The organism is Desulfosporosinus meridiei DSM 13257 (assembly GCF_000231385.2).
GTDB classification, from domain to species: Bacteria; Bacillota; Desulfitobacteriia; order Desulfitobacteriales; family Desulfitobacteriaceae; genus Desulfosporosinus; species Desulfosporosinus meridiei.
This window is the reverse complement of the sequence record NC_018515.1, coordinates 681,785-696,354: the sequence shown is the minus strand read 5'-3', so window position 1 is coordinate 696,354 and position 14,570 is coordinate 681,785. Positions and strand designations below refer to the sequence as shown.

Annotated in this window: 13 protein-coding genes; 4 read left to right on the top strand and 9 right to left on the bottom strand. The window is 38.9% G+C overall.

Features of this window, described 5'->3' with window-relative positions:
* The first annotated feature begins 22 nt into the window (after positions 1–22).
* The 4 genes from DESMER_RS03220 (at position 23) to ilvA (ending at position 4,275) form a co-directional block, all read left to right on the top strand.
* On the top strand, positions 23–1,375 hold the full coding sequence (locus DESMER_RS03220) for a sigma-54-dependent transcriptional regulator (RefSeq protein ID WP_014901627.1): 1,353 nt from the start codon (positions 23–25) through the stop codon (positions 1,373–1,375).
* 79 nt (positions 1,376–1,454) lie between these two features.
* Positions 1,455–2,030 (top strand): hypothetical protein, encoded by a 576-nt coding sequence (locus tag DESMER_RS03215; protein ID WP_014901626.1) that lies wholly within the window; start codon positions 1,455–1,457, stop codon positions 2,028–2,030.
* Positions 2,031–2,218: 188 nt separating this feature from the next.
* Complete coding sequence (locus DESMER_RS03210; RefSeq protein ID WP_014901625.1) at positions 2,219–2,902, top strand: FadR/GntR family transcriptional regulator; 684 nt, start codon at positions 2,219–2,221, stop codon at positions 2,900–2,902.
* Positions 2,903–3,066: 164 nt separating this feature from the next.
* Positions 3,067–4,275, top strand: coding sequence for a threonine ammonia-lyase (gene ilvA, locus DESMER_RS03205; RefSeq protein WP_014901624.1), 1,209 nt, complete (start codon positions 3,067–3,069; stop codon positions 4,273–4,275).
* Between the two features lie 254 nt (positions 4,276–4,529).
* On the opposite strand, the gene DESMER_RS03200 is transcribed toward ilvA, so the two are convergent.
* From DESMER_RS03200 to mnmM, 9 genes are all read right to left on the bottom strand, one after another.
* Positions 4,530–5,354, bottom strand: coding sequence for an undecaprenyl-diphosphate phosphatase (locus DESMER_RS03200; RefSeq protein WP_014901623.1), 825 nt, complete (start codon positions 5,352–5,354; stop codon positions 4,530–4,532).
* 94 nt (positions 5,355–5,448) lie between these two features.
* On the bottom strand, positions 5,449–7,962 hold the full coding sequence (locus DESMER_RS03195; RefSeq protein ID WP_242831044.1) for an ABC transporter permease: 2,514 nt from the start codon (positions 7,960–7,962) through the stop codon (positions 5,449–5,451).
* Between the two features lie 50 nt (positions 7,963–8,012).
* Positions 8,013–9,083, bottom strand: a complete 1,071-nt coding sequence (locus tag DESMER_RS03190) for an HlyD family secretion protein (RefSeq protein WP_014901621.1) — start codon at positions 9,081–9,083, stop codon at positions 8,013–8,015.
* Positions 9,080–9,754 (bottom strand): ABC transporter ATP-binding protein, encoded by a 675-nt coding sequence (locus DESMER_RS03185; protein ID WP_014901620.1) that lies wholly within the window; start codon positions 9,752–9,754, stop codon positions 9,080–9,082. The genes DESMER_RS03190 and DESMER_RS03185 overlap by 4 nt, the downstream gene beginning before the upstream one ends.
* Before the next feature lie 599 nt (positions 9,755–10,353).
* The gene (trpA, locus tag DESMER_RS03180; RefSeq protein WP_014901619.1) at positions 10,354–11,169 is read right to left on the bottom strand and encodes a tryptophan synthase subunit alpha; all 816 of its coding nucleotides are present in this window, start codon (positions 11,167–11,169) and stop codon (positions 10,354–10,356) included.
* Positions 11,162–12,391 carry a tryptophan synthase subunit beta gene (gene trpB / locus DESMER_RS03175; RefSeq protein ID WP_014901618.1) on the bottom strand — a complete coding sequence of 410 codons (1,230 nt, stop codon included), beginning with the start codon at positions 12,389–12,391 and terminating at the stop codon, positions 11,162–11,164. The genes trpA and trpB overlap by 8 nt, the downstream gene beginning before the upstream one ends.
* A gap of 429 nt (positions 12,392–12,820) precedes the next feature.
* Positions 12,821–13,243: a MarR family winged helix-turn-helix transcriptional regulator gene (locus DESMER_RS03170; RefSeq protein ID WP_042334235.1), complete on the bottom strand. Its 423-nt coding sequence runs from the start codon at positions 13,241–13,243 to the stop codon at positions 12,821–12,823.
* A 22-nt stretch (positions 13,244–13,265) separates the two neighbouring features.
* Complete coding sequence (locus DESMER_RS03165) at positions 13,266–13,808, bottom strand: glutathione peroxidase (RefSeq protein WP_014901616.1); 543 nt, start codon at positions 13,806–13,808, stop codon at positions 13,266–13,268.
* A 93-nt stretch (positions 13,809–13,901) separates the two neighbouring features.
* Positions 13,902–14,468 (bottom strand): tRNA 5-(aminomethyl)-2-thiouridylate-methyltransferase MnmM, encoded by a 567-nt coding sequence (gene mnmM / locus DESMER_RS03160; RefSeq protein WP_014901615.1) that lies wholly within the window; start codon positions 14,466–14,468, stop codon positions 13,902–13,904.
* Between the last annotated feature and the right edge of the window lie 102 nt (positions 14,469–14,570).

The following is a 14,570-nucleotide window of genomic DNA, read 5'->3' as shown; positions in this document are numbered from 1 at the left end:
TCTGCTTAGGAGAGTGATATTCTTGATTCCAAGAATTTTGGTAATCGATGACGAAGAAAGAATGTGTTGGGCCTTAGAAAGGGCGTTAAGTCACGAGGGATATCAAGTTGTTACTGCAACAAGGGGTTTACAAGGTATTGAACTGGCACTTGAAACCGAACCATCAACGGTTATATTGGACTTGAAAATGCCTGATATTGATGGCCTAGAAGTTTTAAAAAGGCTCAAGAGTATAAACCCTAATATACCGGTGATTATGATCACTGCTCACGGAACTATCGAGACCGCCATTGAAGCTATGAAAATTGGTGCTACTGATTATATAACCAAGCCTTTTAAACTTGATGAATTAAAAATCCAAGTAAAACAGGCTTTGCATTTATCCAATTTGGAACATGAAGTAAGTTACCTGCGTCAAGAGTTAGGCGAGAAATACGGGAAAATGATTGGACAAAGTGATGCCATTAAAGAAGTTGCCCTATTAATACAGCAGGTTGCCAAAACTAATGCAACAGTTTTGATAACCGGTGAAAGCGGAACCGGTAAAGAGGTTGCAGCTGTAGAAATCCACAAAGCCAGTAACCGCGGAAATATGCCCTTTATAGCGGTGAACTGTGCCGCCCTTCCTGAACACCTGCTGGAAAGTGAATTATTTGGGCATGAAAAGGGGGCCTTTACCGGGGCGACAACCAGAAAAAAAGGCCGTTTTGAGATGGCCGATAAAGGTACCATCCTCTTAGACGAAATCGGCGACATGCCAATAAGCATGCAAGTAAAATTACTCAGGGTTTTACAGGAAAGATGTTTTGAAAGAGTCGGTGGAACTGAAACAATACCAATCGATGTAAGGGTCATTGCTACCACTAATGCTGAACTTTCCACAGCCATTGCTAATGGAACCTTCAGAGAAGATCTCTATTATCGCTTAAATGTGATGCAAATCAAAATGCCGCCATTAAGATTGCGTAAAGACGATATCCCTCTCTTAGTTAATCATTTCTTAGGAAAATTTGATCCTTCCCATACCAAGAAGATCTCTCCTGAAGCCATGAAAATTCTGACTCGATATGATTGGCCAGGTAACATAAGAGAATTGCAAAATGCCATTGAGAGACCACTAATTGTTTGCCAAAACAATGAAATTCTGCCAATACATCTTCCTAGCGAGTTACTAGAGAACTTTGAGAAGGCTACTTCGGATCCTATCATCAATCTTCCTGAAGGAGGTTTCTCATTAGAAGAGTTAGAGAAGCGTCTAATAATTAAAGCCTTAGAGAAGAATAATTATAACCAGACCAGGACAGCAAAGTATCTGGGGATTTCTCGTCCAACTCTCCTATACCGCCTAAACAAGCATGGATTAAATTTCAAGTAACAAGTTAAGCGTTTTCAAACTTAACTCAAAGAATTACAATCGATAACTAAATAACCTTATAAAAGGAAAGGAGGTTTATATGTCTATTTCATCCATCAGTTCAGAAGCATCATCCTTACTGAATAGTCACTATATCGAAAACAATAAAAGCTCGACGAAGAACAAAGATGAAGGTTTAATCGACAACCAAAGCACTATAAGCAGTGACCCCGACACAAGCTATGATGGTGATACTTTTACCAATTCTACAGCTTCAAGTAACCTTTCGACAGACTCAGGAAAAAGTGGACAAGGGCCCGGAAACAAAAGTCAAGGCAATGATTCAAGCAAGGCAACCTCAACAACCTCTAATTCAAGAAATTCTAGTCCGGCTACCTCTGTTCCAAGACTAGCCGATTCCTCTAAGAGCGGATCTTCAACTTCGACAGAGGCGTTGTTAACCTCAAGTGAATATACGGCCGCAGAAATCTTGGAATATGATACAAATGGCGATGGCCAGATTGATTCGCAAGAAGCAATAGCAATGAAAAGAGATCTAACCCAAAAGATCCAAGAAGAGTCTACATTCCTAAAGGATGATGCCATAGAAGCCTATCAAACAGCCAAAAATCAATTCACAACGATGAGTAGATCTTCTTTTGAGAATTTAGTTTAACTTGTTAAATTTCATAGAAACGGTTAATATACGAAGTCTCTCTCCTAACAAAAAAGGGCATCATCAAATTAAAGAATTGATGGTTGCCTTTTTGTTTTGAATATATCAAATTAAACTTAAGAATTTAAACTTGCTTTTTAAAGATATTGGGATACAGTATTAATAGTATTCACTTAAGGGGGGCCGTCATGACAAGGAAAAAAAGAAGTCTGGCAGAAAATGTAGCGGATAATATCCTGGCAATGATTACTATAGATAAGAAATTCAGCTCAGGAGACAAACTCCCTAACGAAATTGAACTATCTGAAGTTCTACAAGTTAGCCGTACTACATTACGCGAAGCTATCCGTATTTTAGTAGCACATAATGTTTTAGAGATTTATCGTGGTAAAGGCACCTTTGTTAAGAATAATCTTGATTTGAATGAAGATTTGGGCCTCAAAGAACTTTCCACACTCCAACCAGACGTAAAGGATCTCTATGAAATGCGTCTGATCTTTGAGCCTCAATCAGCCTATTACGCAGCTAAACGGGCCAACGATCGGGAGCTCGAACGAATTTTATATTATGGCAGACTCGAAGAAGAATTAATTTTAAAAAAGGAAGATCGAACAGAGGCAGAACAAGCATTTCACAAATCCATAGCTAAGGCGACCCACAATGAATTTATGAATCGGCTGATGCCTATCCTCTATCAAGCGATTGATAAGGGAGTTCTATTATCTGACACAAATGAGGAAATGATTCAAAACACTTTGAATGATCACCGTATGATTATGGAGTTTTTAGCAAAAAGAGATGCTGAAGGAGCAAAAACCGCAATGAAACTCCACATAATACACGCTATGAGAGGCTTTGGAATCATTGAATAATAGATTATAGTTAAAAACTTATACTGCCCATAAAAGATAGTCAGAACACTGGATGTTCTGACTATCTTTTTTACATTTTTTTCATAGATCATACTCCGAATGAACAAACTAAAGTAATGTTCACATAGCTTGAACCAATAAATTACAAGGGAAGGAACCACTCTATGAATATTTCTCTAGCAGATATTAAAAATGCCAAAACTACTCTCCAAGGAGTATCCTATAAAACAGCTTTAGTCTTTAATCCTCGTTTAAGTAATATGAGTGGTAATCAGGTCTTTGTAAAGATGGAAAATCTTCAACGCACCGGGTCTTTCAAGATTAGAGGAGCGTACAATAGAATTGCTAACTTGACTGACCAAGAAAAGGCACTGGGTGTGATCGCATCTTCGGCTGGCAACCATGCTCAAGGGGTCGCAGTAGCCGCCGCAATTTACGGAATCGAAGCAAAAATTGTCATGCCTTTGCACGCTCCCCTTTCCAAAGTAACTGCCACACGCAAGTATGGTGCAGAAGTCATTCTGCATGGCGAAGCCTACGATGAGGCTTACAATGAAGCACGACGCATTCAGTCGGAAACCCAAGCAACATTTATACACCCCTTTAATGATCCACAGGTAATTGCCGGGCAAGGTACTATTGCCTTGGAAATTCTTGATGATCTGCCTGATGTCGAAGTTGTCGTCTTGCCAATTGGTGGCGGCGGATTAATTTCAGGTGTTGCTCTGGCACTCAAAACTATAAATCCCACCATCAAAATTATTGGTGTGCAAAGTAAAAATAATCCTTCGATGATTGAATCGATTAACAATCAGCACCCAATTACAATTAATGGGACTCCAAGCATTGCTGATGGGATTGCCGTTAAAACACCTGGTGAACTTACTTTTGAACTTGTAAGTAAATATGTTGACGATATAGTGGCCGTGGATGAGGATGAAATTGCCAGTACAATGTTATTGTTCCTAGAGAGTGCTAAAGTTGTTTCCGAAGGCGCAGGGGCCGCCGCTGCTGCGGGAATAATACATAGGTTGTCACATTACAAAAATCGCAAAATCGTTGCAGTTCTAAGCGGCGGCAACGTCGATGTTAATATCCTGGCGCGCACCATTGACAAAGGACTCGTTAAAAATGGTCGTAAGTGCTTTCTTACGACTGTTATTAGTGATCGCCCCGGTGCTCTAGCTCAACTCTTACAGTTAATTGCAAGTAAGGGGGCGAATGTGCTTGCCGTTTCCCATCGGCGAGAAACCTTAGATATACCCATCAGTTACGCAAAGGTAGAACTAGAATTAGAGACCATCGACGCAGCTCAGGTCATGACCCTCAAAAAGCTCCTCGAAGAAAATTATTACCGCGTAATAATACAGTGAGCCCCTTCAACTAAAGGGTACATAGAGACTTGGAGGACTCTAACTCCACCTAAGCAAAATAAAAAACACCTGCTTAAGAAACAGGTGTCTTAGCTTGATTGGAATGCAAGGGTTTATCATAGCTACGTTCTTTAACTGTTAAGAACTCCCTGGAAAAACGACAAAATCCCTATATAAAAGAAAAGGAGAGGACTTCCTCTTCCTTTTCTTAGCTCACAGTTTTGATAATTTCCTCTTTTAGTACTTAGTAAGGACTAACTTACAATTAAAAAGTAAAGCAAAACAATAATTCCCAAGATAATTCTATACCAACCGAAGGCCTTAAAGTCATTCTTCTTAATGTATCCGACTAAAAATTTGATAGATAATATTGATACCATGTAAGCAACTACCATTCCAGTTAATAAAATTACAAGTTCAGCATTAGTAAACACTAAACCAAATTTTAATATTTTGAGAAGGCTAGCTCCGAACATAATTGGAATAGCTAAGAAAAAGGTGAACTCTGCAGCGACCGTTCTGGATGTACCTATTAAGATAGCCCCCAAAATAGTTGCACCCGAACGGGATGTGCCCGGGATTAGTGCCAAAACTTGAAATACTCCAATGATCATAGCGGTTTTATAGGTGATTTGGGATAAATTATTGATCCTAGGCCTGAAATTAGAATTTCGATTTTCGATAACGACAAACAGTATCCCGTACAAAATTAAGGTAACAGCAACCGTCTGATAGTTATAAAACTGAGCATCTATTTGATCATCAAACAACAGACCAATAATTGCCGCTGGCAGACAGGCAGTAAGAATTTTTAACCATAGTATGATTGTATCGTATTTTATAGATGCCTTCTTTGTAAATGATACCGGGATTAGCTTTTTCCAATATAAAACAACGACTGAAAGGATTGCCCCAAGTTGAATAACGACAAAGAACATCTCTTTAAAAGCTTCACTCATATTAAGTTGTATAAACTGGTCGACTAAAATCATATGCCCCGTACTACTAATAGGCAGCCACTCTGTAACTCCCTCAACGATACCCAGAATAACCGCTTTCAAAATCTCAATTAATAACATTTCTTAAATCTCCTTTTAACAATAAACATCGAGCCTCATTAGTGGTTTATACCTAATAATTTCTCAGATATTGATATTATCTTGTGCAGTGGATCTATTCAAGTTTTATGGACGAGACAATATCAAGTTTTGAAGATTTTAGGGCAGGAATTATTGAGGCTATAACCATTAGAATTATACCACCGAAAACGTATATTATATAGGAACTTATCGGGAAATGTATGTTCTTTGAGTTATTTGTTCCAGCTAAAATTACAATCATTAAGGTTCCTGCTATTACACCTAAAAGTCCTCCTATCGCACCCCCGGTAACAGCTTCAATAAAAATCATCTTAACTGTTTGAACTTTACTCATTCCTATTGATTTAAAAACTGCAAGAGAACGTTTACGGACAAGAAAACTTATTAGCAGATTGTTCAATACTCCAAAAACACCAATAACGATTGCTAGAATCGAAAAACCAGACATCAGTAAAGTTACTTGTTGATTGGAACTCAAATATTCTTCTTGAAGTTTGCTTTTAGTCTGTAAGTAGGGCTTTAGTCTTATAAATTCAGCTTCAATTCTTTTCAGCACGTCCTCAGGATTTTTGGATGTCTTAATATAAATACTTGAATAATACTTATACTGCATGTCAGCTTTAAAAAATCTTTGAGAGATCAAACCAATATTTTTATTTGTTGCAAAATCATCGAAGAATCCAATCACTTTGTAGCCCTTTTCGCCACTTTTTAATTTTAAGTTTACCAGATCCCCTTCTTTTAAATTCAACTTTTCTCTTAATGTATGGGTTATTAAAATATTGCGACCTTCATCAAGTCTTTCAAAGGTTTCATCAATATCTCCATTCATCTCGATATTCCAGAAATCTAAAATCTTGCTTTTATCAATCCCTTTAAGGCGAGAAATCCGATCATTTCTATCTGTCAGTTCTATTCCATAAGCCTCATAATCCCCATATACTTCTTGTACACCATCAATAATAAGTAATCGCTTCTCAATATTCCTATCCGCTTTATTCGTATACATTTCGATATCATATAAAGAATTCTTGAACTGATCAGTTATGCTTATGACATTATCATAGCTGGCTGTATTAATTAGAAGTAAGCAGGCTATGCCTATTGCCAACATAGAAATATTATTAATTATGTTTTGATTCTCTCTCAAATTTTTAGCCGCAAGTATACCTATGTTCCCAAAGACAAAAACATACAAGGTTTCAAAGATCTTTACAAAAACGGAAGTAATATAGGGTACAAGCATTACGATAGCAGTAAGAGTCATTATCATACCTATGCTGCCAAAGATCGGCCTTAAATCGTTGGATTCAATAAAGGAAGACGCCAAAGCAGCAACCATAAATACTAGGCCCAGTATCAGCCATAACCTTTTTCGTGTAGTATTCTTTTGCACTGAGTTCAGAACGATATCCTTGATTGGGATTTTAGATACCTTTAAGATAGGGATGATTGAGCTGACAAAACAAAGAACTACTGCCATCATAAAGGCAAGTACAAAATTCAATCCCGAAAACTGAATTGTAGTTTGAAATTCCATTCCTTCAGAACCATTGACCATTCTACTTAAGGCATAAGACATAAGATATAAGATCCCTACTCCTACTCCACATCCTAAAATGCCGCCAACGATACCATAAAGAAGACTTTCTCCTAATAATAAAAAGTTTGTCATCCTTTTGGTAGCCCCAATACTTCTAAAGGTTCCTATGATTGGCAGCTTTTCTGTCGTAATCACCTTAAATGATGAGTAAATAATGAAAATGCTCATAAAAAAAACAATGGATGACAACATTAGAAATATAGCCGAGATCATCAAAGTTTCCTGTTTTATTTCTTCAAAAGGGAATAGTTCAAACACCCTGTAGTCTTTATAGTCATTTGACAACAGCTGAATCATTTCCTGTTTATCTTCAGGCTTAAGCAGCTTAATATAGACAGTCCCTACCTTACCTCGTGCATTATTATAATTACTTAAGAAGTCCCGGGGTACGACGGCAGGGATTGATTTTGAGGTTCCTTTAAAAAAGCCAGTCGAGGAGCCTATTCCACTCACCGTGAACTTTTGTCTAGAGGTTTGTTGTCCTTGTCCGAATTCCAGTTCCAGGCTGTCGCCTACATTCAATTGATACTTTTCTGCAGCTGATTTGCCAATGAAGATCTTCCTGCCCTCAAAAGGATATAAATTATACTGTTGCTCAATTGTAAAGGGGTTCATTGTTTGGACATCTTCGATAGATGCTCCTGTCAAGTTAATGCTTATTTCTTCATTCCTATCGGGTTTGAAAACCGCATTTTCCTGAATCTCTCCAATAATATATTCTGTACGATCTTTGTAACTCTCTGCTTTATTGATATAGAAAAACGGAGAAGAGGATTTTTCAGTGGGCGTAATTATTATATCAGCATTACCAATTGAATCTTTAATTCCCTTGATAATCATTTCCTCTAGACTCCCGGAAATAGCTATTGAGGCAAAAAATACTCCCGAGGATAAAACAATTGATAAAACGATCAGAAAAGTCCGCAGTTTCTTTTCACCGATACTTTTAAATATAAACTTGATGATTATGCCCAATCTTATCACTCCTAAAGAAACTCCCCAGTCCTAAACCAAGAACCTGCGCAGCACCTTGATTATTCTTTGGCATCAACTTTTGGACTATCGAAACTTATCTTTACACCGACATTAAATTCGGGAAGCAGAAAGTCATCCGGATTTTCAATGGATATGCGCACAGGAATAGTCGTTTCATTGTTTTTCAGAACTGCTTTCTCTGCAATAAATAATACTTTTCCGTTGTAAGTTCGCGATTTATCGGCGTCAGGGCTTATGATAACTTCTGCGCCGATCTTTACATCCTTAATAAATTCCTCCGCCACATTCGCCTCAATCAAAACACTGTCTTTATTGAGAATACTCAAAAGTTTTTTCTCCGGATCAATAATTATATCTCCCTGAGTGCAGCCAAGATCAGTGACTACTCCATTAGAAACATCTGCGATAATCTCATTACCCTGTATGTAGCTTTTGTTCATCTTTTCCTGCATTGCTTTAAGCTCAAGCTCCTTAGAGGTAACTTGAAGGCTTTTCTGATCAATAGATGTTCGCAACTGGTCTATCTCTTGCTGAATTCTTTTCCTAGTGTTTTCTTCCGAAAAAACTGCATCGGCAACGGCCTTTTCCTTGTCTTTGACAGTTTGTTGATACTCATTGAGCTCTTTTAAGGATAAAGCGCCTGCAGCATACAAAGATTCTCTGGCCTTTAAGTCCTCAAGAGCTTTACTAAGTAAAACCTGGGCATGTTTCTGATCATTGATATATCTCATAATTTCTGGATCAGCGCTTTTTTCTAAACTACTTCTTTTCGTCTCGTAATCCCTATTTAAACCAGCCAATTCAATTTGTAATGTTTTTATATCAAGTTCCTTGTTTCTAATTTGGGTCAGATAGTTTTGAGAGTTTAAGCTAACCAAAACATCGCCCTTAGAGACTCTTTGCCCTTCTACAACGTTAATTTTGGAAACAACTGTCATGAAATCGATAGTTATCGTTTTAACATCTGTAGACTTAACTGTGCCAAAAGCTTCGACTACCTGCGTAGTTTCAACTTTTGTCACGTTTTCTTCATTATTTTTTACGGGTTCTTTACTACATCCTGATATCGTTAAGATCAAGGTGAGTCCTATCACTACTTTTTTCATCATTGACATACCTTCCCATCCCTTAGGTTGATGATTCGTTGACCATAATCCGCGGCTTCTCGGGAGTGAGTAACCTGGATAATAGTTCTTCCTCTTTCCAGATTAATTGTCTTCAAAAGTTCCATAACCTCTGTTCCCGTTTTGGAATCGAGATTTCCTATGGGCTCATCTGCTAAAATGATTTCAGGCTCGTTAATTAGCGCTCGGGCAATAGCTACTCTTTGCTGCTGACCTCCCGACAATTCCTTAGGAGTATGGTTTCTTCTATCTGAAAGCCCTACAATTGTCAAAATTTCATTGAGCTCCTGCTTATAATTTTTTATTTTTTTACTGTCTAATAAAATTGGTAGTACAATATTTTCTTCTACAGTCAAATTGGGTATTAGGTTATAAAATTGAAAGACGAATCCTATTTCTTTTCTGCGCATGGAGCTTTCTTCTTTATCCTTCATTTTAGAAATCTCTTTGCCATTGACCCTGATGCAGCCTGAGGTTGGTTTATCAAGCCCACCTATCAAATATAAAAGGGTACTTTTCCCTGAACCAGATGGTCCCATAATTGAAACAAACTCACCTTTGTGAATAATTACATTAACATCCTTTAATACCTCCACATCGACTGTTCCTAGTTTATACATCTTCCCTAAATCTACTGTTTCAATAGCTGATTCCATTACGCACCCCCTTAATCGAAAATTGACCATAGCAAACCGACTCTTATCTTTTTTCCTTAGCAAAATAAGAGTTAATCAGTTATATCTAATTAGACGAGAAATCTTGGCCTGATACTTCACATACTTGTGTAATAGTTATTATTTTTACTTTGGTTTTGAAGATTTACAAAAACTTCCTAAGCTATATTCTAGGCCAAATCTATTGATTTTTTCTAAACAGTTTATTAATTAAGTATTAACGATTTAAATTGGGCTTGCTAATAAATCGTGATTTACTCTCCCGTGGGGGAAGAGAGGCCAAATGGTGCACCGGTGCAACATTTGATTTTAACACCATGGGCACATTTTTTGACGCCAAAGTCTGTTTTTAATGCACATTTATTAAGACACTACCCGTAAACCCTTAGGAATCTAGACTTTTCAATAAATTAGCAAGCTCTAAATAGAGTGTATGGTTAGCTTAGTCGACAGTGAACTCGTTCAGCTAAAGCTGAACATGGAGACTCGGTGGTAGGGGAATAAGGAATAACACCAGAAAAATCTGGTGTTATGGTGAAGGGTTTAATTGACATTGAGAAGCATCCCTCGAAAGCGCTTGCCTACTGCTTCAGGCTTGCCAACCAAGTAAATACTTCTTTTTCCTGCTCGATTAAGTCTTTTTCCTCTAATCCCTCTTGATCAAGTTTGGCAAAGGCTTTTACTAAAGCACTGCCAACGACAACTCCGTCGCAAATTTTTGCTAATGCACGGACTTGTTCGGCTTTCTGAATCCCAAAACCGACACAACGCGGGATTTGAAGGCTATCCCTCAAGCTTTCTATAAACACGCTAACGTTGTCAGGGATTTCAACTTCTCCTCCGGTAATCCCATTACGCGATAGAACGTAAGCAAATCCTTCGGTTACCTGAGAGACAGCCTCAATATCTTGCTCACGGCTAGTTTGGGCAATCATCGGGATAAAAGATAGTTTGTTACCGACACTTTTCTCAGTTCTTGTTCTAAGCCCTTGACCTTCCCTCCAAGGTAAATCCGGTAAGATAAACCCATCGACTCCTGCCTCAGCTGCATCTTCAACAAATCGATCCCACCCATAACGAAGAAGTGGGTTCAGATAACTCATCAAAAGAAGGGGGGTGTTGTGAGTTTTACGAAATTCCTCTACCAGTTCTAAGGTTTTTTTCACCGTCATCTGAGCATTTAAAGCTCTCTCAGCCGCAGCTTGAATCACCACCCCATCGGCCATTGGATCACTGAAGGGAACTCCCAGTTCTAAAACATCCACTCCGTGATCAGCCAGCCCCCTTAGGCGTCGCAGACTGACCTCTACGGTAGGATCTCCCGCCATAATATATGAAATCAGACGAGTTACCCCTGCAGGTTTAGTTTGAAAAACCGCCTTAAGTCTCTCACTCATGATCTGCACCTCCTTCTAAATACTGAGCTAAGGTTTCTACATCTTTATCTCCTCTGCCCGAAAGATTAACTACGATCACTTGATCTTTCGAGAGTCTGGGGGCAAGTTTAGCTGCATAGGCGATGGCATGGGCACTTTCCAGGGCCGGCAGGATTCCCTCAGTCTGACAAAGCAAGGAGCAAGCATCTAACGCTTCTTGATCCGAAATACTGACATAGTCTGCTCGACCCGTTTCCTTCAGATTGCTGTGCTCTGGTCCTACGCCGGGATAGTCAAGTCCGGCAGAGACAGATGTGGTTACAACAATTTGTCCATCATCATCTTGCAGCAAATAGCTATAAGCTCCATGCAAAACACCGGGTTCACCCAAACAAAGTGTCGCAGCATTTTCCCCCGTCTTATTTCCTGTTCCCCCTGCTTCGACTCCAATTAGTCTTACCTCTGGGTCGGAGATGAAAGGATGGAAGATACCAATGGCATTACTCCCACCTCCAATACAGGCAATGATCGCGTCTGGAAGTTTTCCTAATTCCTTTAAGGCTTGCTCCCTGGTCTCATGTCCAATTACTGCCTGAAAATCTCGAACAATTGTTGGATAGGGATGTGGTCCGGCTGCCGTCCCAAAGCAATAAAACGTCTCCTCAACATTAGTCACCCAGTCCCGCAGTGCTTCATTAATAGCATCTTTTAGAGTACATGATCCATGAGTCACAGTACGAACCTCTGCACCCAATAACTTCATCCGCAAGACGTTTAACTTCTGTCGGCGAACATCTTCTTCTCCCATATAAACTACACACGGAAGAGCAAATAATGCACAAGCCGTAGCAGTAGCTACCCCATGCTGTCCTGCTCCTGTCTCAGCAATCACTCTTTTCTTACCCATAGCTTTAGCGAGCAAAATCTGCCCTAAAGTGTTGTTAATTTTATGTGCACCGGTATGATTGAGATCTTCTCTTTTAAGATAAATTCGGGCACCACCCAATTGTTCTGATAAGCGCTTGGCTTCATAGAATAAAGATGGTCGTCCAACATACCTTTGTAACAGGTCTCGAAACTCTTTCTGAAAGCTCTCATCTCGGCCAGATCTCATGTAGGCCTCTTCTAATTCTCGCAAAGCAGGAACTAAGGTCTCTGGAACATAGGCACCTCCATATGGACCAAAATGCCCCTTTGTTTCGTAGCCGCCATCAGACAGTACATGTAACTTTTCCTTAACCATTTGAACGCTCCTTTCTTATTACAATAAAAAAGAGCCTTCTGTCCTAAAAGGACGGAAAGCTCCGTGGTACCACCTTAATTCGTATAAGGCAATTATTTTCCTCCAAATCCAATCAACCAACCAATTGGACTTAAGCAAACAATCTACCAAATACCTTAATCTATCAGGTACGGAGAATACAATTCTCGATACCTTTGTCTCTGTAACGGGAAACCCCCGGAATCACCTACTAACTTTTACGGTTTTCGGATCACACCTCTGAGAACCATTCTGTCTAAGAGACTTGTATCAGACTCTCACCACCTCTGACTCGCTAAGACACCCTCATAAGACATACTATTTCTCATCATCAGTCATTTTGTATAATATTCAAATATAATACTAGCTATTATATGCCAAGTAATTACAGCTGTCAATATAACTGGAGCATTATAACTTTCGAATGTTTCCCAGCAGCTGATTCAGCATGGCCTTAAGCTTTATGGCTTCCTCCACCCGGATTCCTGTATTGCAAAACATCTTTTGCGGTAGATCACTAAAAGTTTCCTGCAGCATTTTTCCTTTTTCCGTCAAGAAAACTTTAACCACTCTCTCATCGTCTCTATCCCTTACTCTCTCTACCAGCTGAAATTTTTCAAGTTTTTTCAGAAGAGGGGTAAGTGTTCCTGAATCTAGCAAGAGCTTGTTCCCAAGCTCAGAGATATTGAGTCCATCCTCCTCCCACAATACTAAAAGTGTAATATATTGAGTGTAGGTTAGTCCCTGAGAGTTCAGGTATGGTTTATACAAGGCAATAATTTCTTTTGAACAGGCATAAAGAGCAAAACACAACTGATTGTCAAGTTTGAGCATTTCCTTCGCGTCCCAGTTCAATTTACAAGCACTCCTCAATCGAGGATACCATGCTTTCCGGTGAGACAGTGGGCTCAAAACGGCCTGCTATTTTTCCGTCTCTGCCAATGAGGAATTTTGTAAAGTTCCATTTAACAGAGTTATCAGAGAACTGCTTTCCGTATTTCTGTTTGAGCATAAGTTCAAGGGCTTTGTTTTTAAGGCCTTTACCTAACCCCTTAAAGGTTGTGTTTTCAGTAAGATATTGAAAGATTGGATCAGCATTTTCATCCCGTACATTCACCTTTTCCGTAAGCGGGAAGGTAACCCCATATCTTATCTTACAAAACTCCTGAACCTCACTATTGGTCCCCGGCTCCTGCTCAGCAAATTGGTTACAGGGGAAACCGATCACCACTAAACCTTGATCTTTATAAGCTTCATAAAGTTTCTCTAGTCCCTCATATTGGGGAGTAAAACCGCATTTGCTGGCGGTGTTGACAATCAACATCACCTTACCTTGAAAATCAGAAAGAGAGACTGTTTTACCTTCGATGGACTGAAATGAATAATCATAAATAGACATGCTAGTCACCTTTTTCTTTTATATTTTTTACAATCTAATTGTACGCAACATATAATGGAATGGCAAATAGAAATATTTACCTAGCCTTGCCCTTTAAACCTTTTCAATACAAATAAGTTCCGGGGGACTATTAATCTGGTTTGGGAAGCAAATTTCAGCAACATTATATTCCTTCTGGTTTATTGTTGTGGTGAAATTTATTAAAGCTTCCTTTTCAAGTTTGCCATTCTCATGTCCTGAGTATACAACTATTAGTATTATTCCATTAGGTTTGAGCAACCCCATAGATTTCTGAACTGCTTCAATGGTAGTCTCTTTTTTCGTGGTAATAGCATGATTTCCTTTAGGCAGATAGCCTAAATTAAAGATCACTAATTCCACATTTCCCTTGATGTATTTATCAATATTCTGGTGACCATCCAATACTATTTCGGTTCTTGCTAGTAAGTTGAGTTCTTGAAGTCTCTTTCTAGTAGTTATAACGGCCTCTTCTTGGATGTCGAAAGCATAAACTTTTCCCTTTTCGCCAACTAAACTGCATAGAAATTCCGTATCATTTCCATTCCCCATGGTACAATCAACAGCAATATCTCCTGGGGATAATTTTGCTCTACAGATTATCTTAGATATTTGGACAGCATTTTTAAAAATATTGTTCATTACCTTCAGTATCCTTCTCCTCTATTCAATCTTCTTACGGCATGAGTGTAAACTGGTTCGTGAACATAAGTTGAAGCTCGCTGGTATGCACGAAGGTTATAC

Excerpts from the sequence above, each read along its gene's own strand:
- DESMER_RS03215 (WP_014901626.1), top strand. The coding sequence starts at position 1,455 with ATGTCTATTTCATCCATCAGTTCAGAAGCATCATCCTTACTGAATAGT.
- DESMER_RS03210 (WP_014901625.1), top strand. The coding sequence starts at position 2,219 with ATGACAAGGAAAAAAAGAAGTCTGGCAGAAAATGTAGCGGATAATATC.
- ilvA (WP_014901624.1), top strand. The coding sequence starts at position 3,067 with ATGAATATTTCTCTAGCAGATATTAAAAATGCCAAAACTACTCTCCAA.
- DESMER_RS03200 (WP_014901623.1), bottom strand. The coding sequence starts at position 5,354 with ATGTTATTAATTGAGATTTTGAAAGCGGTTATTCTGGGTATCGTTGAG.
- DESMER_RS03190 (WP_014901621.1), bottom strand. The coding sequence starts at position 9,083 with ATGATGAAAAAAGTAGTGATAGGACTCACCTTGATCTTAACGATATCA.
- DESMER_RS03185 (WP_014901620.1), bottom strand. The coding sequence starts at position 9,754 with ATGGAATCAGCTATTGAAACAGTAGATTTAGGGAAGATGTATAAACTA.
- trpA (WP_014901619.1), bottom strand. The coding sequence starts at position 11,169 with ATGAGTGAGAGACTTAAGGCGGTTTTTCAAACTAAACCTGCAGGGGTA.
- trpB (WP_014901618.1), bottom strand. The coding sequence starts at position 12,391 with ATGGTTAAGGAAAAGTTACATGTACTGTCTGATGGCGGCTACGAAACA.
- DESMER_RS03170 (WP_042334235.1), bottom strand. The coding sequence starts at position 13,243 with ATGCTCAAACTTGACAATCAGTTGTGTTTTGCTCTTTATGCCTGTTCA.
- DESMER_RS03165 (WP_014901616.1), bottom strand. The coding sequence starts at position 13,808 with ATGTCTATTTATGATTATTCATTTCAGTCCATCGAAGGTAAAACAGTC.
- mnmM (WP_014901615.1), bottom strand. The coding sequence starts at position 14,468 with ATGAACAATATTTTTAAAAATGCTGTCCAAATATCTAAGATAATCTGT.